Here is a 17870-nt window from a genome sequence, read left to right on the forward strand (position 1 = left end):
AGTCAGGGATTTCAGGTCCTTAGCCCGGCAGGACCTTGCGCGGCATGCCGGCTCCCTCCATATTGGACGAAAGTGGGTCCGTGGTGGGCTCCGGGAGGAATGATGACGCTGATTTCGCTCGCCCGTCGTGGACGTGCCGTTGCCCTGCTCGCCGGGGCCCTGATACTCGTGCCGCTCGTCGCCGAGGCCCGTCCGGGCGGCGGACGCAGCTTCGGCAGCCGCGGATCCTTCACCAGGACGGCGCCGCCCCCGACCAATACGACACCGGGTGGTGCCCAGACGTTCCAGCGCTCGGCGCCGTCGCCGTCGATGGCCGCTCCCTCGGCCGGCGCGGCCATGGCGCAGGCCGCCCGCCCGTCGCTCGCCCGCAACATGATGATGGGCATCGGCGCCGGCCTGCTCGGCGCGGGGCTGTTCGGCATGCTTTCGGGCTCCGGCTTTTTCGGAGGCCTCGCCTCCTTCGCCGGCCTGCTCGGCTTTATGCTCCAGCTCGCGTTGATCGCCGGCATCGTGATGCTGGCCATCCGCTTCTTCCGCCGCCGGTCCGAGCCGCAGCTCGCCGGCGCGGGCGCGCCCTTCGCCCGCCAGGGTCATGACGCGCCGCAGCCGGGCGCTGCCCGCATGGGCGGCTTCGGCGGTGGGGCCGCCGCCGCGCAGCCGCAGCCGATCGAGCTTTCGGGCGCGGATTTCGACACCTTCGAGCGCCTGCTCGGCGAGATCAACGCCGCCTATTCCAACGAGGACGAGGCGGGGTTGCGCCAGCGCGTGACGCCCGAGATGTTCGGCTATTTCGACGAGGATCTGGGCGAGAACGCCCGCCGCGGCGTCGCCGACCGGGTCTCGGACGTCAAGCTCTTGCAGGGCGACCTGTCGCAGGCCTGGCGCGAGGGCGACACCGACTACGCGACGGTCGCGATGCGCTTCAGCCTGATCAACGCGCTCTATGACCGCAAGAGCGGCCGGATCGTCGACGGCAACGCGACCGAGCCCCAGGAGGTCAGCGAATACTGGACCTTCCTGCGCCGGCGCGGCGGCGGCTGGATGCTCTCGGGGATCCAGCAGGCGACCTGAGCCTGCACGGTCGAGACCGGGGAACGGCCGGGGCGACCCGGCCGTTTCGTCATGCGCGGCTCTCGCCGCTGGCGAAGCGCGGCCTCTTGCGCTACTGGCGAAGGCATCGGCCTTTCCACGGATTTCGCCCGGAGCCCTCCTTCCATGAGTGACATGCGTCTCGTCGTCGTCGGTGCCGCCGGGCGGATGGGCCGGATGCTGATCCGCGCCATCGATCAGGCGCAGGGCTCAGTGCTCGTGGCGGCGGTCGAGCGGCCGGGCTCGCCCGAGATCGGCGCGGATGCAGGCGTTCTCGCCGGGCTGCCGGCGCGCGGCGTCGTCGTGACGGAGGATGCCGCCGCGGCCTTCGCCGCAGCCGACGGCGTCCTCGATTTCACCGCGCCGGCGGCGACGGTCGCCTTCGCGGATCTGGCGGCCAGGGCCGGCATCCTGCACGTCGTCGGCACGACCGGGCTGGAACCCGTCCATCTGGCGCAGCTCGCCGAGGCGGCGCGGCGCACACCCGTCATCCGCTCCGGCAATATGAGCCTCGGCGTCAACCTGCTGGCGGCGCTGGTGCGCAAGGTCGCGGCGACGCTCGGCACCGACTGGGACATTGAGATCGTCGAGATGCATCACCGCATGAAGGTCGATGCGCCTTCCGGCACCGCCGTGCTGCTCGGCGAGGCGGCGGCCGAGGGGCGCGCGGTCGATCTGGCCGAGCGGCGCGTCGCCGGCCGCGACGGCATCACCGGCGCGCGCGAGGCCGGCACGATCGGCTTCGCTTCGTTGCGCGGCGGCACCGTCGTCGGCGATCACAAGGTGATCTTCGCGGGCAGCGGCGAGCGGCTCGAGCTCGCCCATGTCGCGGAGGACCGCAGCCTCTTCGCGCAGGGCGCGGTCAAGGCCGCGCTCTGGGGCAGGGGGCGCGGGGCCGGCCTCTATTCCATGGCCGACGTGCTCGGCCTCGACGCGCTTTAGGGCCATGACCCGCCTCGTCGTCGCACCGGGCGTCGTCCACTGGCCGGGCCGGCTCGCGCCGGTGGAGCAGGCGGCGCTGGTCGCGGAACTCAGGGCGGTGGCGCGCAAGGCGCCGTTCTTCCAGCCGCGCATGCCGAAGACCGGCAAGCCCTTCTCGGTGCGCATGACCAATTGCGGCTCGCTCGGCTGGGTTTCCGACGAGAAGGGCTATCGCTACCAGCCGCTGCATCCTGAAACCGGCGAGCCCTGGCCGCTGATGCCGGCGCCGCTCATGGACCTGTGGACGGAGCTTGCCGGCTATCCGCATCCGCCCGAGGCCTGCCTCGTCAATTTCTACGCCGCCGGCGCGAAGATGGGCCTGCATCAGGACCGCGACGAGCAGGATTTCGATGCTCCGGTGCTGTCGGTCTCGCTCGGCGACGCCGCTCTCTTCCGCATCGGCGGCACGACCCGCGGCGGCAGGACGATGTCGCTCAGGCTCGCTTCCGGCGACGTGCTGCTGTTCGGCGGAGAGGCGCGGCTCGCCTATCACGGCATCGACCGTATCCTGTCGGGCTCCTCGACGCTGCTGCCGGAGGGCGGGCGGATCAACCTGACGCTGAGAAGGGTGACGAAGCCGAAATAGCGTTCGCCCGGCCTGGAGCCACCCCTGTCATTCCGGGTTCTCCGCTGACGGGAAGCCCCGAATGACAGGGGTCCTAATCCTGCGCCTTGCGGAGCAGGCCGGGGAACGACCAGCCGAACAGCAGCGAGCCGGCCCGCAGGCCGAAGCCGGCCGTGAGCCCCCCGAGCACCACGATCGCGACAGGCAGGCCGAGGCCGGTGAGCAGCGCCGTCATGGCCGCTCCCGCTGTTGCGGCGGTGACGTAGAAATCGCGACTCCACAGCACCATCGGCCGGTCGCCGGCGAGAATGTCGCGCAGGATGCCGCCGAAGGTCGCGGTCATCGCGCCGAGCGCGACGGCCGAGAGCACCGGCACCGCCGCGTCCAGGCCCCTGAGCGTGCCGACGACGGCGAAGAGCGAGAGCCCCGCCGCGTCGGACCAGAGCATCAGCTTGCGCCCGGCCCAGCCTTCGAGGACGCCGGGGCGGAGATAGGCCAGGGCCCAGGCGGCGAGCGCGACGATGGTGCAGATGACGACGTCGCCGGGATTGTGCACCCAGAAGATGCCGCGCCCGAGCAGCACGTCGCGCAAGGTCCCGCCGCCGACGCCGGTGACGGTCGCCAGCAGGATGAAGCCGAACGGGTCCATGCCCTTGCGGGCGGCGACGAGGGCGCCGGTCAGCGCGAAGATGGCGACGCCGGCAGCCTCGAACACGGCGTCAGTGCGGTGCGGCTGGTGCTTCGGGCGCCCTGGGCGCGCCGGCGGAGACGCCGACGAGGGCCGGGCGCAGCACGCGCTCGCCGATCGTGTAGCCGACCTGCACGACCTTGCAGACCAGCCCCTTGGCGATCGCGGGATCGGGCGCCTCGAACATGGCCTGGTGCAGGTTGGGATCGAATTTCTCAGCCAGCGGATCGATGCGGCGCACGCCATGGCGCTCCAGCGTCTTGAGCAGTTCGCGCTCGGTCAGCTCGACGCCTTCGTTCAGCGCCTTCGTCAGGGCGTCGGCTTTCGCCAGCGCGTCGGCCGGGACGCTTTCGAGCGCGCGGCGCAGATTGTCGGAGGAGCCGAGCATGTCGCGGGCGAAGCTCGTCACCGCATAGGCCTTGGCGTCGGCGATCTCGCGCTCGGTGCGCCGGCGCAGGTTTTCCATGTCGGCGAGCGTCCGCAGCAGCTTGTCCTTGAGATCGTCGCGCTCAGCCTGAACCTTGGCGAGCTCGGCGGCCTGTCCTGCCTCGGCGGCGGCCGCCTGCTCGGGCGCCTGGGCACCGGATTCGAGATTGGGGTCTTCCGTCGCAGGGTTCTGCGTCATCTTGTCTTCCATGTCCCTTTTTCGGCCGGCTCACGCCGCCCTTGCGGGGCCGGCCCGTCGGGCGTAAGCCGCTTGCGTGCCGGATATCGGCCTTATGGCCCCTCAAATCAAGCGCGGGGCGGCAATTTCGCCTTGGCCTGGACCGGCTTCTCGGCCTCCAGCTTGAAGACGTCGAGCAGAGCCTTCCGGATCGTAAGCTGCCGGCCGGTCGAGACGATCTTCGCCTGGGTCAGGTCGGTGACGTAGAACACGTCGACCGCCTTCTCGCCGAAGGTCGCGATATGGGCCGAGGCGATGTTGAGGTTGAGCTTCCCGATCGCGGTGGTGAGATCGTAGAGCAGGCCCGGCCGGTCGAGGCCGGACACCTCCAGCACCGAATGCTGCGCAGCGAGCACGTTGTCGATGATGACCTCCGGCGCGACCTGGAAGGTCTGGCCGCGCGGCGGCGGGGCGCGGCGCTCAGCCACCAGATCGGCGATCCTGATCTCGCCCTTGAGCGCCCGCTCGATCGCGTCGGCGATGCGCTCGGCCCGGCGCAACTCGTCGTCGTCGCGCTCGAAGGCCCGCGAGATCGCGATCGTGTCGAGCGCGAGCCCGTCGCTGGTGGTGAAGATCTGCGCGTCGGCGATGTTGCCGCCGGAGGCCGCGCAGGCGCCGGTGACGATGGCGAGCAGGCGCGGATGGTCGGGCGCCAGCACGGTGAGCACGGTCACGCCGCGAAACTCGTCGGTCTCGACGATGGTCGCCATGCTGCGCCCGGCCGCTTCCGCCTCGCGCAGGAAGCGGGCGTGCTTCTCCTGCTCCTCGGGATCGACCTTGATCCAGTAGGCCGGATAATGGCGGGCGATATAGGCCTCGCGCTCCTCGGCACTCCAGTCGGGCAGGCGCCGGCGCAGTTCGTCCTGCTTCTGGCGGACGCGCGCCTTGCGCTCGACCGCCGAATGCCCGCCGGTGAGCACGAGCTCGGTCTCGTAATAGAGCGTGCGCAGGAGCTGCCCCTTCCAGCCGTTCCAGACGCCGGGGCCCACCGCCTTGATGTCGGCCACGGTGAGAATCAGCAGGAGCTTCAGCCGCTCCAGCGTCTGGACGGTCGCGGCGAAGCTTTCGATCGTCTTGGGGTCGCCGAGGTCGCGGCTCTGCGCCACGGTCGACATGTCGAGATGGTGCTCGACCAGCCAGGCGACGGTCTCGGTCTGCGCGCTGGTCAGGCCGAAGCGCGGTCCGAGCTTGCGGGCGATCCGCGCGCCGGCGATCGAATGGTCTTCCGCGCGGCCCTTGGCGATGTCGTGCAGCAGGAGCGCGACATAAAGCGCGCGCCGGTTGGCGATGGTCGGCATGATCTCGTTGGAGAGCGGATGCTCGGCCTCGAGCACGCCGGCGTCGATCTCGGCGAGGATTCCCATGGCGCGGATCAGATGCTCGTCCACCGTGTAGTGGTGGTACATGTTGAACTGCATCATCGCGACGATGCGGCCGAAATCCGGGACGAAGCGGCCGAGCAGCCCCGATTCGTTCATCCGCCGCAGCACCACCTCCGGCGAGCGCCGGCCGGTGACGATCTCCAGGAAGATGCGGTTGGCCTCAGGGTCGTTGCGCAGGGCCGGGGTGACGAACCTGAGCGACTGCGTCACCAGCCGGCTGGCATCCGGGTGGATGGCGAGGTCCTCGCGGCTGGCGATGGCGTAGAGCCGCAGCAGATTGACCGGATCGCGCTCGAAGGCGCCGTCGTCGACGACGTCGAGGCGCTGGCTCGTCAGCCTGAAATCGGGATGGCCGAGCGAGCGCTCGCGCTTTCGCTTGCGCTTGGCAAGCGAGTCGAGCAGCTTCGACAGCGTTGCGCGCGGCTTCTGCTGGCGCGCCTCCAGCGCGGCGCAGACGATGGCCGTCAGGTCGCCGACGTCCTTGGCGATCAGGAAATAGGCCTTCATGAAGCGCTCGACCGGCGCCTGCCCGCGCCGGCCGGCATAGCCGATTTCCGCCGCGACCTGCCTTTGCAGGTCGAAGGACAGCCGCTCCTCGGCCCGGCCGGTGATGAAATGCAGCCAGCAGCGCACGCGCCAGAGGAACTCCTCCGAGCGCTGGAACATCAGCAATTCCTGCTCGTCGAACAGCCCGGCCCCGACGAGTTCGCGCACGTCATGGATGCGGTAGGAATATTTGGCGATCCAGAACAGCGTGTTGAGATCGCGCAAGCCGCCCTTGCCGTCCTTGACGTTGGGCTCGACCAGATAGCGCGAGGCGCCGGCCCGCTGCACCCGAAGCTCGCGCTCGGCGAGCTTGGCCTCGGTGAAGGCCGCGGCCGTGCCCTCGACCACCTCGGCCTCGAAGCGGGCGACCATCGCCTCGAACAGCGGCCGGTCGCCCGCCAGGAAGCGCGCCTCGAGCAGGGCGGTGCGGATCGTCATGTCGGCGCGGGCCTCGCGCACGCAATCGTCGATCGAGCGCACGGAATGGCCGGTCTTCAGCTTCAGATCCCAGAGCGGGTAGAGCATCGATTCGACCACGCTCTCGCCCCAGGCCGTCTGCTTGTGCGGGAACAGGAAGAGCAGATCGACATCGGAACCCGGCGCCAGCGTGCCGCGCCCGTAGCCGCCGACCGCGACGACCGCGATCCGCTCCGATTGCGAGGGGTTGTCGGCCGGGTAGAAATAGCCGGTCGCGGCGCCGTGCAGCGCGCGCATCACCGCATCCATCACCGCCGAGAGCCGGCGCGCGCAGGCAAGCCCGCCGCGCTGGCCCGCCAGGATCGCCCGCGCCGAGGCATGGCCCTCGTCGAGCACCTGCCTGAGCTCCGCCATCAGGACCTGCCGCATCAGGGCCTTGTCGCGCCGGTTGATCGTCTCGAACAGCCGCGCGACCCCGGCCTCGGGCGCGTGCAGCATCTCGGCGAGCGACAGGACGGGCTTGGGCGGAGGCGCTGTCACATAGGCTCCGGTGCGGCGGGCGTCGCCTGTCGTAACATGCGGCGGCGAGCCGGCGAGAGCACAAAATTAAACATACAAAATATGTTAAATAAAACAAACGCCATTCGTAGATGTGTTGTTTGACAAACAGAACGGTTGGACCTAAAGGTCGGATACGCGCCGATTTGAGCCACCAGCTTGCGGGCGCGAAAAAAGTGCAGCTAAAGCGTGGGGCCAGGGACTTGAAGCCCTCCTGATCCCTCGCATCACCGACAGAGGGACACCCCCATGACCAGCATCACCCGCCGTCTCGCGCTCGCTCTCGCCGCCGCCGCAGGCATCGCCGCGCCGGCCTTCGCGCAGGCGCCGAAGGAGATCCGGCTCGACTACGCCACCTACAACCCGGTCAGCCTCCTGCTGAAGGAGCGCGGCACGCTCGAGAAGGCGCTCGAGGCCGACGGCATCAAGGTGCGCTGGGTCTTCACCGCCGGCTCGAACAAGGCGCTCGAATTCCTCAATGCCGGCTCGATCGATTTCGGCTCGACGGCGGGCGCCGCCGCGCTGATCGGCAAGATCAACGGCAATCCGATCAAGTCGATCTATGTCTATTCCCGGCCGGAATGGACGGCGCTCGTCACCGGCGCCAAGAGCGAGATCACCAAGGTCGCCGACCTCAAGGGCAAGCGCGTCGCCGTCACCCGCGGCACCGATCCCCACATCTTCCTGGTCCGGGCGCTCGCCGATGCAGGGCTGACCGAGAAGGACGTCAAGCTCGTCCTGCTCCAGCACCCCGACGGGCGGCTTGCCCTGGAGCGAGGCGATGTCGACGCCTGGGCCGGGCTCGACCCGATGATGGCCGCAGCCGAGGTCGAGAGCGGGGCGAAGCTGTTCTACCGCAAGCCGGAGGACAACAGCTGGGGCATCCTCAACGTCCGCGAGGCTTTCGCAAACGAGAATCCGGCGCTGGTACGCAAGGTCATCGCGGCCTATGAAGAGGCGCGCGCCTATGCGCTCGCCAACCCGGACGCGGTGAAGAAGGTGCTGATCGACGCGACCAAGCTCCCCGGACCGGTGATCGATCGCCAGCTCACCCGCACCGAGCTGACCCACTCCGCCATCGGCCCGGCGCAGATCGAGGGCATCACCGCTGCGGGCTTGGCACTCCAGCAGGCGGGCGTGCTGCCGGCCTCGACCGATGTGAAGGCCGCCGTCGACGCCCTGCTCGACCGGCGCTTCGTCCCCACCAACTGAGACGGGGTGGCCGGCGGCGATGAGCGTCCTGGAGATCGCAACCGAGCTCGACGAGCCTGAGCGGCGCCCCGCCGCCCAGCGCCGCTCCTACGGGCTCGCGATGGCCGGCTTCCTGCTGCCGGTCGTGCTGGCCATCCTCTGGGAATGGCTCGTCAAGGCCGGCATCGCCAATGGCCGGCTGATGCCGCCGCCCAGCGTCGTCGGCCGCACGCTCTGGGAGCTCGCCGCCTCGGGCGAGCTTGCGACCCACGCCGCCGCCACGCTCTGGCGCGTCGCGGCCGGCTTCGGGCTCGGCGCGCTCGCGGGCACGATCCTCGGCGCGATCACGGGGGCTCTGCCCGTCGCCCGCAGCCTGCTCGACCCGACCCTGCAGGCGCTGCGCGCGATCCCCTCGATCGCCTGGGTGCCGCTGTTCATCCTCTGGCTCGGCATCTTCGAGGCCTCGAAGGTGGCGCTGATCGCGGCCGGCGTCTTCTTCCCGGTCTATCTCGGCGTCGCCGCCGCGATCCAGGGCATCGACCGCAAGATCGTCGAGGTCGGCCGGGTCTTCCGCCTGTCGCGGCTCGCCATGGTGCGCCGCGTGCTGCTGCCGGCGATCCTGCCGGACTGGGTGACGTCGCTGCGCTCCGGCCTCGGCCTCGGCTTCATGTTCGTGGTCGCGGCCGAGATCATGGGGGCGAGCGAGGGACTGGGCTATCTGCTCGTCGACGGCCAGCAGCTCGGCCGGCCCGACACCATCATCGCGGCCATCATCAGCTTCGCCGTGCTCGGCAAGCTGGCGGACGGGCTGCTCGTCGCCATCACGCGTCCGTTTCTCGCCTGGCGCGATACGGCGCGCGACAAGCTCTGAAGGCTCCCCGTGCTGAGTTTCGACCGGCTCTCCAAGACCTATGCCGACGGCACGCGCGCCCTGTCCGCGATCACGCTCAAGGTCGGGCGCGGCGAGATCGTCGCCCTGCTCGGCGGCTCCGGCTGCGGCAAGACCACGCTGCTGCGCCTCGTCGCCGGGCTCGACCGGCCGAGCGAGGGCGCGATTCGCCTCGAAGACGAGGCGATCACCGAGCCGCGCGCCGATGTCGGCGTCATCTTCCAGGAACCGCGGCTCTTCCCCTGGCTCGGCGTCGCGGAGAATGTCGGCTTCGGGCTGTCGCACCTTGCCGCCCCCGAGCGCGCGGGGCTGGTGACCAACGCGCTGACGCGCGTCGGCCTCGCCGGCCACGAGAAGCGCTGGCCGCGCGAGCTCTCCGGCGGCCAGCAGCAGCGCGTCGCCATCGCGCGCGCGCTCGTCACGAGGCCGAAACTCCTTCTGATGGACGAGCCCTTCTCGGCGCTCGACGCCACGACGCGGGCGAGCCTGCACGGCCACCTGCTGGCGCTCTGGCAGGAAAGCCGGCCGACGGTGCTGATGGTCACCCACGATGTCGAGGAGGCGGTGACGCTCGCCGACCGCATCGTCGTGATGCAGCCCAAGCCAGGCCGCATCTTCGACGAGCTCGACAATCCGCTCGCCCGCCCGCGCGACCGGCTTTCGCCCAGCTTCGAGGCCGCCAAGCGCGAGGCGTTGCGCGCGCTCGACCGCTCGCTGCGCGACGAGGCCCCGCATCAGGAAAAGGCGGCCGAGACCGCCGGGATGTGGTGGTAGGCCGGCTTTCGGTCTATCAGCGAACCTACCCGTTTTTCTAAATCGAACCGAGGCTCGACCCATGGACGTCACCGCGCTGCGCGCCTTGCAGGCTCCCCTCAAGGACGAATACCGGACCAACCCAGAGGCGGCGATCATCACGCTGAAGGCCCATGGCGAGCTCGACGACCAGCACATCGCCTGCAAGGTCGAGACCGGCCGCGCCATCGCGCTCGCGGGCCTCCATCCCGCCACCGGCGGCTCGGGCGCCGAGCTCTGCTCCGGCGACATGCTGCTGGAGGCGCTGGTCGCCTGCGCCGGCGTGACGCTGAAGGCGGTCGCGACCGCGCTCGAGATCGAGCTGAAGAAGGGCGTGGTCCGGGCCGAGGGCGACCTCGACTTCCGCGGCACGCTCGGCGTCGCCAGGGACGCGGCCGTCGGCTTCAAGGCGATCCGGCTTTCCTTCGACGTCGAGACCGATGCGCCGCAGGAGAAGCTCGACGCGCTGATCAAGCTGACCGAGCGCTACTGCGTCGTCTTCCAGACGCTGAACGTCAAGCCGGAGCTCACGGCGGTGCTGAACCGCGGCTGATCACTCCGCCGCGCGCTTCAGCTCCAGCCCCTTGGCGAAGGGCAGCTTCGGCTCGCTCTTCTCGTCGTCGAAATCGAGCGCGCCGATCTTCTCGGCGCGGCTCGTCACCTTGCCGGCCGAGGTCTTGATCTGGCCGACATCCTCCTGCGCCTGGCGGAAATGGGTGTCGAGCTTGTCGACGCGCTCGCCGAGGCGGCGCACGTCGTCGAGCAGCCGGCCGACTTCGGTCTGGATCACCTGCGCCTCCTCGCGCATGCGCGCGTCGCGGACGAGCGACTGCATGAGCTGGATCGCCAGCGCCAGGAGCGAGGGCGAGACGATCATCACGCGGGCCCGGTGCGCCCGCTGCACGACATCGTCGAAATGCTCGTGCAGGTCGGCATAGATCGACTCCGACGGCACGAAGAGGAGCGCGATGTCCTGCGTCTCGCCGGGCAGGAAATAGCGCTCGGCGATATCCTTCACATGCACGCCGACATCGCCGCGCACGCGCTGGCCGGCGGCCTTCCTCGCCTCCTCGCCGCGCGCCTCGCGCAGCAGCGTGAAGCTCTCCAGCGGGAATTTCGCGTCGATCACGAGGCCGCGCCCGTCGCCGGGCAGCGTCACGAGGCAGTCCGGCCGCTTGCCGTTCGAGAGCTGCGGCTGGAAGGCGAAGAAGGCGGCGGGCAGCCCGTCGCGGACGATCGCCTCCATCCGGCCCTGGCCATAGGCGCCGCGCGCCTGCTTGTTGGCGAGCACGTCACGCAGCGTCACCACCTCGGAGGTGAGGTCGCTCAGGTTCTTCTGGGCGCTGTCGATCACCGCCAGCCGCTCCTGCAGCTTGCCGAGGCTCTCGGTGGTCTGCCGGACGTTGCTCTCGAGCCCCGCGCCGACCTGCTGGCGCAGGCCGTCCATCCGCTCGGCGACGAGGCGGGCGAGGTCGCCCTGCCGGGTCGAGAGGATCTCGGCCATGGACTGCATCCGGCCGGCGAGCTCGGCCTGCTGGCGGTTCATCTCCGCGACCTTGTCGTCCATCTCGCGGGCGCGCTCGGTCGCCATCGCTGCCTCGATCGCGCGGCTCCTGCCGCCGCGCCAGGCCGCGACGACCGCCATCAGCAGCAGGAAAAGGCTCGCGGCCCCGAAGCCGAGCGCGGCCTCGGCCCATGTCACCGGGCGTTCCAGCAGGGTGAAGGCGATGGCGTTCATGGACCAAGCCTAGCCGATTCGATTCGCTGTGGCGAACGAAAGCGGAACAGTTTGACCGCTTGCCCACAAATGCTTATGTCCCGCTGCAACAGCCTCTTTCCTGCGGACTCCCATGGCCATTCGCCCGCTCGTCATCCTGCCCGACGCCCAGCTTCGCCTCGTCTCGAAGCCGGTCGAGGCCGTCACGCCCGAGATCAGGGCGCTGGTCGCGGACATGTTCGAGACGATGTACGACGCGCCCGGCATCGGGCTCGCCGCGATTCAGATCGGCGTGCCGCTGCGCGTGGTGACGATCGACCTGTCGAAGCCCGAGGCGAAGGAAGGCGAGGAGCCGGAGCCGAGGAAGCCGCAGGTCTTCATCAACCCGCAGGTCACCTGGTCCTCGGACGAGGTCCGCGCCTATGAGGAGGGCTGCCTCTCGATCCCCGAATATTACGAGGAGGTCGAGCGCCCGGCGCAGGTGAAGCTCCGCTACATTGATCTCGACGGCGTGGCGCGCGAGCTTTCGGCCGAGGGCCTGCTCGCAACTTGCGTGCAGCACGAGGTCGACCATCTCGACGGCGTGCTCTTCATCGATCATCTCTCGCGGCTGAAGCGTGAGCGCGTCACCAAGAAATTCGCCAAGGCGGCCAAGCGCGAGCGGGCCGCGTAAGGTCGAGCCGATGAGCTTGCGCGTCATCTTCATGGGCACGCCGGATTTCGCCGTGCCGGTGCTGACCGAGATCGTCGGGCAGGGGCACGAGGTCGTCTCCTGCTACACCCGCGCCCCGGCGCAGGCCGGCCGCGGCCTCGACGTGAAGCCCTCGCCGGTGCATCGCGCCGCCGAGCGCTTCGGCATCCCGGTCTTCACGCCTTCGACGCTGAAGACGCCGGAGCAGGCCGAGATCATCGCCTCGCAGGAGGCCGATGTCGCGGTCGTCGTCGCCTATGGCATGATCCTGCCGCAGGCGATCCTCGATCTGCCGGCGCTCGGTTGCCTTAACCTCCATGCCTCGCTCCTGCCGCGCTGGCGCGGCGCCGCCCCGATCCAGCGCGCGATCATGGCCGGCGATGCCGAGACCGGCGTCTGCGTGATGAAGATGGAAGCGGGCCTCGATACCGGCCCGGTCGCCATGGTCGAGCGGCTCGCGATCGGCCCGGACATGACGGCGGGCGAGCTGCACGATCAGCTCAGCATCCTCGGCGCCGATCTGATGGTGCGCGCTCTCGCGGCGCTCGGGCGCGGCGGCCTGCAGTTCACGCCGCAGGCGGAGGAAGGCGTCACCTATGCCAGCAAGATCGCCAATGCCGAGGCGAGGCTGAGCTGGTCGTTGCCGGCCCAGCAGGTGCATGACCGCGTGCGCGGGCTTTCGCCCTTCCCGGGCGCCTTCGCCGAGATCGATCTCGGCAAGGGGCCGGAGCGGCTGAAGATCCTGCGCACCGCCCGCGCCGGCGGGGCGGCCGAGCCCGGCACGCTGCTCGACGACGAGGGTACGGTCGCCTGCGCCGTCGGCGCGGTGAAGCTGTTGCAGGTCCAGCGTGCCGGCAAGGCGCCGATGAGCGGGGCCGAATTCCTGCGCGGCGCCCGGCTCGGAGCCGGCGGCAGGCTTTAGGTGGTGGGTGCAATTGTTGGCTTGTTCGCGATCAGAACCACCTTTGTCATTCCGGGGCGCGCCGCAGGCGCGAACCCGGAATGACAAAGGTGGAGTGATCGCCTGATGCCGCGCTACAAGCTCGTCATCGAATATGATGGCACCCCGTTCTCGGGCTGGCAGCGCCAGCTCAACGGTCCCTCCGTGCAGCAGAGCGTCGAGGAGGCGGTGGAAGCCTTCTGCGGCCATCCCGTCAGGCTGCATTGCGCCGGCCGCACCGATGCCGGCGTCCACGCCACCCATCAGGTCGCCCATGTCGACATCGACAGGGAATGGCGCACCGATGTCGTGCGCGACGCGACCAATGCCCGGCTGAAGCGGCTGCCGGTCGCGGTGCTGAGCGCCGAGGTGGTGCCGGAGGATTTCGACGCCCGCATCTCGGCGCGGCGGCGCTACTACATCTACCGCATCCTCGACCGGCGGGCCCAGCCGGCGCTGGAGCGCGAGCGGGTCTGGCACGTGCCGGTCAGGCTCGACCACGAGGCGATGGACCGGGCGGCCAAGGCGCTCATCGGCCAGCACGACTTCACCACCTTCCGGGCCGCCGAATGCCAGGCCAACAGTCCGATCCGGACGCTCGACCGCTGCGATGTCCGCCGCGAGGGCGCGGAGATCGTGGTCTATGTCCATGCCCGTTCCTTCCTGCATCATCAGGTCCGCTCGATCGTCGGCTGCCTGAAGATGGTCGGGATGGGGCGCTGGCCGGAAAACAAGGTCGGCAAGGTATTGGCCGCGCGCGACCGCTCGCAATGCGCGGCGCTGGCGCCGTCCTGCGGGCTCTATCTCGCCGGGGTGGATTACTGAAGGGGCTCAGGCCAGCCCGAACAGCCGGATCACGCCATAATCGAGCACGATGCTGGCAGCGAGCAGCAGCATGGCGATGCGGCGGCTTTCCGGACCGAAGACCGCCCGCGCCACGCAATAGCGCAGCCTGAGCACGATCGTGGCGAAGAACAGCGCCTGCACCATGGCGAGCATGGGCGGCGCCCAGCCGATGGCGAAGATCGCCGCCGGCACGGCCATCAGGCTGGCCGAGACGATGCCGGCCCAGTTCCAGGCGATCACGAAGCTGGTGAAGTGCGCGGTCTGCGCCAGTTCCGGGCGCAATGCGATCAGCAGGGCCGGCACGGCGAGGACCGTCAGCGCCAGCGCGGCGGCCACCGACAGGGCGAGCGCCGGCGCCGCGAACAGCCCGGCGCTGTTCGGCAGCCCGGCCGTCAGCCGCACCGCGGCGAGGATGGCGATCGTCGCCGGCAGCATCAGGGCGAAGGCGCTAAAGGAGCGCCAAAATCCATCCCGCGTCAGGTCGAGCTCCGGCAGGGCTTCCGCCCCGCGCGTCATCAGGTGCCAGGAACCGCGCAGCGAACGCGCGACGTCGTCGGCGAAAAGCCTCATCACGTCCTCCATCATCCGCAATCTTAGACTTTTGTCTAATCAGGATAATGGCTCTTGTTTCCGCCGGGTCAAGCCCGGCGCTGCGCTGCGAAATAACCGGCGAGCAGGCGGCGCGTGATCCGTTCCAGCGCGACGACGTCGGCGGTGGCGACGCATTCGTCGACCTGGTGCATCGTCTTGCCGACGACGCCGTATTCCACCACCGGGCAATAGTTCTTGATGAAGCGCGCGTCGGAGGTGCCACCGGTGGTCGACAGGGCCGGGCGCCTGCCGGTCTCGGCCTCGACGGCATCCGCGACGAGCGTGACGAAGGGGCCGGGCTCGGTCAGGAAGGCGATGGCGTTGGTCGGCTGGATCTCGAGCGTATAGCGCACCGTGTTGCCGGCGGCCTCGCGCAGGCGCCGCTCGAGCTCGGCGGCGAGCGTCTCCGGCGTCCAGCTGTCGTTGAAGCGGATGTTGAAGACCGCCTTCGCCTGGGCAGGGATGACGTTGGTCGCAGGGTTGCCGACGTCGAGCGTCGTCACTTCGAGGTTGCTCGGGTCGAAATGCGTGGTGCCGGCGTCGAGCGGCGTGGCGTCGAGGGCAGCCAGCAGCCGGACCATGCCCCGGACGGGATTGTCGGCGAGATGCGGATAGCCGACATGGCCCTGCCTGCCCTGCACGGTGAGCCGGCCGGTCAGCGAGCCGCGCCGGCCGATCTTGATCATGTCGCTCATCGTCGCCGGATTGGTCGGCTCGCCGAGGATGCAATGGTCGAAGCGCTCGCCGCGCTCATGCGCCCATTGCAGGAGCTTGACCGTGCCGTTGAGCGCGGGGCCTTCCTCGTCGCCGGTGACCAGGAAGGCGATCGAGCCCGGCGCGCCGGGGGTCTCGCGCCGGTGGCGGATCGCCGCCGCGACCATGGCGGCAAGCCCGCCCTTCATGTCGCAGGCGCCGCGCCCGTAGAGCGTGCCGTTCTCGATTGTGCCGGCGAAGGGCTCGCGCGTCCAGGCGGCTTCGTCGCCGACGGGCACGACATCGGTATGGCCGGCGATCACGAAGACCGGCGCCGTCGTGCCGATGCGGGCGTAGAGGTTCTCGATATCGGGCGTGCCCGGCGTGCTGAAGACGGGGCGATGCACGGCGTAGCCCTCCGCCGCGAGCACGGCGGCGAGCAGTTGCAGCGCGCCGCCTTCCGCCGGCGTCACCGAGGGGCAGCGGATCAGCGCCTGCGTCAGGGCGATCGGGTCGGTCGGGTCGAAGGGCAGTGCGGGGGAGGTCGGGGCGATGCTCATTCCGCCGCTTTAGCACCGGCCGGCGCGGCCGCAACCCCGTTCCGCCCGGCGGACGGCATCAGGCCGAGGTCGATCAGGGCCACGACCCAGGCCATGGTCGCGATCGCCTCCAGCGAGGGGCGCCAGCCGAACGAGACGAGCGGCCTCAGCTGTTCCGGCAGCACGATCGCGCCGATCAGCAGGATGCCGAAGAGCGGCGCGCTGCCGCGGTCATTGGCGCGCTTGGCCGCGAGCGCCGCCCAGGGAAACAGGGCGAAGGCCTTGGTGAAGGCGATGATCATGGCCGCATCGTGCCGGTCCGCCAGAAGCGGGGCGGCATGCTGGATGGCAAGCAGCACCAGCGCCACCGCGATGCTGCCGAGCCAGAAGGCGCGCAGCCCGATGCGGCCGTCGAAATCGCTGAAAAGGCGGATCAGGGACATGCTGAAAGGCTCCGATGCCCTTGTCGCACGGCCTGCCGCCGGGTTGAAGCTTATGGTGAATAAAGGGTTAACGGCGAGGGCTGGCTCAGAAAGGGCTTGAACGGGGCCGGGCGGCCCGCTAGCTGCGAAAGCGCGCGCCGTCAGTGCGCGGCCCCAGTGAGGTTTCGAGCATGACCATCCGTTTCCATCGCGGCGACCTGCCGGATGGCTATGAGGCCGGATCCAGCATCGCGATCGACACCGAGACGCTCGGCCTCAACCCGCATCGCGACCGGCTCTGCGTCGTGCAGCTCTCGCGTGGCGACGGCAGCGCCGACGTCGTGCAGATCCTCAAGGATGGCGCGCGGCCGAAGAACCTGATCCGCCTGCTCGAGGACCCGGCCGTGCTGAAGCTCTTCCATTTCGCCCGCTTCGACGTCGCCGTGCTCAAGCACGCCTTCGGCGTGGTGACGGCGCCGGTCTATTGCACCAAGATCGCCTCGAAGCTCGCCCGCACCTATACCGACCGCCACGGGCTCAAGGATCTGGTGCGCGAGCTCCTCGGCGTCGAATTGTCGAAGCAGCAGCAATCCTCCGACTGGGGCGCCGAGATGCTGAGCGAGGCCCAGCTTACCTACGCCGCTTCCGACGTGCTGCACCTGCACGCGCTGCACGCCAGGCTCGAGGCGATGCTGGCGCGCGAGGGGCGTGCGGCTCTGGCCACGGCCTGTTTCGCATTCCTGCCCCATCGGGCCGAGCTCGATCTCGCCGGCTGGGGCGAGATCGATATCTTCGCGCACACTTGACAAGCTTCGGGGCTTCTTGCGTCAGTCTGCGCGCGGGCGACGCGCGCGTGACACGAAAATGCCGTGAGCGGCTGCCATTGCGCGGGGCATGACTGTGGCGATGACCTTCAATGACCCGGTGGCGGGGCTCACCGCGCAGGCGCTGCGCCGGCGCGCGGCCTTCCGCGCGGCGCGCCGCCATACGCGGCTGGTGCAGCTGCTGCGCCGGGCCATCCCCGCGGCGGCGGTCCTGCTGGTGCTGTCGCTCGTGGTCATGCCCTTCCTCTCGCCGCTCGGCGGCCGGCTCGCCAATGTCTCGATCGGCTCGGTCGGCATCACCGGCGGCAAGGTCAGGATGGAGACGCCGAAGCTCTCCGGCTACCGCAAGGACAACCGGCCCTATCAGGTCACGGCGCTGAACGCCTTCCAGGAGATCAGGGACCCGACCCAGATCGAGCTCCAGACCCTGACGGCGCGCATCCAGATGGAGCGCGAGGGCTGGGTGACGGTGAACGCGAAGACCGGCCTGTTCGACACGCAGAAGGAGAAGCTGCGCCTCGTCGACGACGTCAAGATCCGCACCGAGAACGGCCACGACATGCAGATGAAGACCGCCGATGTCGACTTCAAATCCGGCACGGTGGTCTCGAAGGAGCCGGTCAAGGTCAGCCTCGGCGAGACGACGGTGGATGCCGACACCCTCGACGTGAAGAACAACGGCGAGTTGATCGTCTTCGCGGGGCGGGTGAAAGTCGTCGTCCGGAACGCGCCGGCGGGCACGCTCGCCGGCCCCGAGCGCGAGGGCAGCACGCCGATGCCGGAACTGCTGAACGCGAATCGCGTTGCTCCGGCCGGCGAGGGCGGAAATGGAAAGGGACAGTGAC

At 69.6% G+C, this 17870-nt stretch carries 19 protein-coding genes and 1 riboswitch; of the genes, 12 read left to right on the forward strand and 7 right to left on the reverse strand.

What is annotated here, in order from left to right; genetic code table 11:
* The first annotated feature begins 102 nt into the window (after positions 1-102).
* The 3 genes from M9917_RS11400 to M9917_RS11410 all read left to right on the forward strand — a co-directional run bounded on the left by M9917_RS11400 (position 103) and on the right by M9917_RS11410 (position 2656).
* Entirely contained in the window at positions 103-1071 is a 969-nt protein-coding gene (locus M9917_RS11400) for a Tim44 domain-containing protein (RefSeq protein ID WP_367273919.1), read from the forward strand.
* 153 nt (positions 1072-1224) lie between these two features.
* Positions 1225-2031, forward strand: coding sequence for a 4-hydroxy-tetrahydrodipicolinate reductase (gene dapB / locus M9917_RS11405; RefSeq protein ID WP_297254832.1), 807 nt, complete (start codon positions 1225-1227; stop codon positions 2029-2031).
* A 4-nt stretch (positions 2032-2035) separates the two neighbouring features.
* Complete coding sequence (locus M9917_RS11410; protein ID WP_297253744.1) at positions 2036-2656, forward strand: alpha-ketoglutarate-dependent dioxygenase AlkB family protein; 621 nt, start codon at positions 2036-2038, stop codon at positions 2654-2656.
* A gap of 73 nt (positions 2657-2729) precedes the next feature.
* On the opposite strand, the gene M9917_RS11415 is transcribed toward M9917_RS11410, so the two are convergent.
* From M9917_RS11415 to M9917_RS11425, 3 genes are all read right to left on the reverse strand, one after another.
* Complete coding sequence (locus tag M9917_RS11415; RefSeq protein WP_297253746.1) at positions 2730-3350, reverse strand: trimeric intracellular cation channel family protein; 621 nt, start codon at positions 3348-3350, stop codon at positions 2730-2732.
* Between the two features lie 4 nt (positions 3351-3354).
* Complete coding sequence (gene grpE, locus M9917_RS11420) at positions 3355-3960, reverse strand: nucleotide exchange factor GrpE (protein WP_297253748.1); 606 nt, start codon at positions 3958-3960, stop codon at positions 3355-3357.
* A gap of 95 nt (positions 3961-4055) precedes the next feature.
* On the reverse strand, positions 4056-6830 hold the full coding sequence (locus M9917_RS11425) for a [protein-PII] uridylyltransferase (protein ID WP_297254834.1): 2775 nt from the start codon (positions 6828-6830) through the stop codon (positions 4056-4058).
* Between the two features lie 188 nt (positions 6831-7018).
* Positions 7019-7101, forward strand: a riboswitch (SAM riboswitch).
* A 38-nt stretch (positions 7102-7139) separates the two neighbouring features.
* Here M9917_RS11425 and M9917_RS11430 point away from each other — a divergent pair.
* From M9917_RS11430 to M9917_RS11445, 4 genes are all read left to right on the forward strand, one after another.
* Positions 7140-8102 carry an aliphatic sulfonate ABC transporter substrate-binding protein gene (locus M9917_RS11430; protein WP_297253750.1) on the forward strand — a complete coding sequence of 321 codons (963 nt, stop codon included), beginning with the start codon at positions 7140-7142 and terminating at the stop codon, positions 8100-8102.
* A 19-nt stretch (positions 8103-8121) separates the two neighbouring features.
* On the forward strand, positions 8122-8952 hold the full coding sequence (locus tag M9917_RS11435) for an ABC transporter permease (protein ID WP_297253752.1): 831 nt from the start codon (positions 8122-8124) through the stop codon (positions 8950-8952).
* 9 nt (positions 8953-8961) lie between these two features.
* Positions 8962-9744, forward strand: a complete 783-nt coding sequence (locus tag M9917_RS11440; RefSeq protein ID WP_297253754.1) for an ABC transporter ATP-binding protein — start codon at positions 8962-8964, stop codon at positions 9742-9744.
* Between the two features lie 61 nt (positions 9745-9805).
* The gene (locus tag M9917_RS11445; RefSeq protein WP_297253756.1) at positions 9806-10315 is read left to right on the forward strand and encodes an OsmC family protein; all 510 of its coding nucleotides are present in this window, start codon (positions 9806-9808) and stop codon (positions 10313-10315) included.
* Here M9917_RS11445 and M9917_RS11450 read toward each other — a convergent pair whose 3' ends face one another.
* A complete protein-coding gene (locus M9917_RS11450) occupies positions 10316-11500 on the reverse strand; it encodes a DNA recombination protein RmuC (protein WP_297253757.1) in 1185 nt (394 codons plus the stop codon). It abuts the gene before it with no gap.
* A gap of 112 nt (positions 11501-11612) precedes the next feature.
* Between M9917_RS11450 and def the strand changes: the two genes are divergently transcribed.
* From def to truA, 3 genes are all read left to right on the forward strand, one after another.
* Positions 11613-12152, forward strand: coding sequence for a peptide deformylase (def, locus tag M9917_RS11455; protein ID WP_297253759.1), 540 nt, complete (start codon positions 11613-11615; stop codon positions 12150-12152).
* Between the two features lie 10 nt (positions 12153-12162).
* Positions 12163-13092 (forward strand): methionyl-tRNA formyltransferase, encoded by a 930-nt coding sequence (gene fmt, locus M9917_RS11460; RefSeq protein ID WP_297253761.1) that lies wholly within the window; start codon positions 12163-12165, stop codon positions 13090-13092.
* A 105-nt stretch (positions 13093-13197) separates the two neighbouring features.
* On the forward strand, positions 13198-13935 hold the full coding sequence (gene truA / locus M9917_RS11465) for a tRNA pseudouridine(38-40) synthase TruA (protein WP_297253762.1): 738 nt from the start codon (positions 13198-13200) through the stop codon (positions 13933-13935).
* 6 nt (positions 13936-13941) lie between these two features.
* Here the strand turns inward: truA and M9917_RS11470 are convergent, their stop codons facing one another.
* The 3 genes from M9917_RS11470 to M9917_RS11480 all read right to left on the reverse strand — a co-directional run bounded on the left by M9917_RS11470 (position 13942) and on the right by M9917_RS11480 (position 16222).
* Positions 13942-14526: a hypothetical protein gene (locus M9917_RS11470; protein WP_297253764.1), complete on the reverse strand. Its 585-nt coding sequence runs from the start codon at positions 14524-14526 to the stop codon at positions 13942-13944.
* Positions 14527-14594: 68 nt separating this feature from the next.
* Positions 14595-15800, reverse strand: a complete 1206-nt coding sequence (gene dapE, locus M9917_RS11475; protein WP_297253766.1) for a succinyl-diaminopimelate desuccinylase — start codon at positions 15798-15800, stop codon at positions 14595-14597.
* Positions 15797-16222 carry a DUF805 domain-containing protein gene (locus M9917_RS11480; protein WP_297253768.1) on the reverse strand — a complete coding sequence of 142 codons (426 nt, stop codon included), beginning with the start codon at positions 16220-16222 and terminating at the stop codon, positions 15797-15799. Before M9917_RS11480 ends, dapE begins: the two co-directional genes overlap by 4 nt.
* 170 nt (positions 16223-16392) lie before the next feature.
* On the opposite strand from M9917_RS11480, the gene M9917_RS11485 reads away from it, so the two are divergent.
* Positions 16393-17007, forward strand: coding sequence for a ribonuclease D (locus M9917_RS11485; RefSeq protein WP_297253769.1), 615 nt, complete (start codon positions 16393-16395; stop codon positions 17005-17007).
* A gap of 100 nt (positions 17008-17107) precedes the next feature.
* A complete protein-coding gene (gene lptC, locus M9917_RS11490) occupies positions 17108-17869 on the forward strand; it encodes an LPS export ABC transporter periplasmic protein LptC (RefSeq protein WP_297253771.1) in 762 nt (253 codons plus the stop codon).
* The last annotated feature ends 1 nt before the right edge of the window (position 17870 follow it).

Origin of the sequence: Bosea sp. (in: a-proteobacteria), assembly GCF_023953965.1 — a bacterium.
Taxonomy (GTDB): Bacteria; Pseudomonadota; Alphaproteobacteria; order Rhizobiales; family Beijerinckiaceae; genus Allobosea.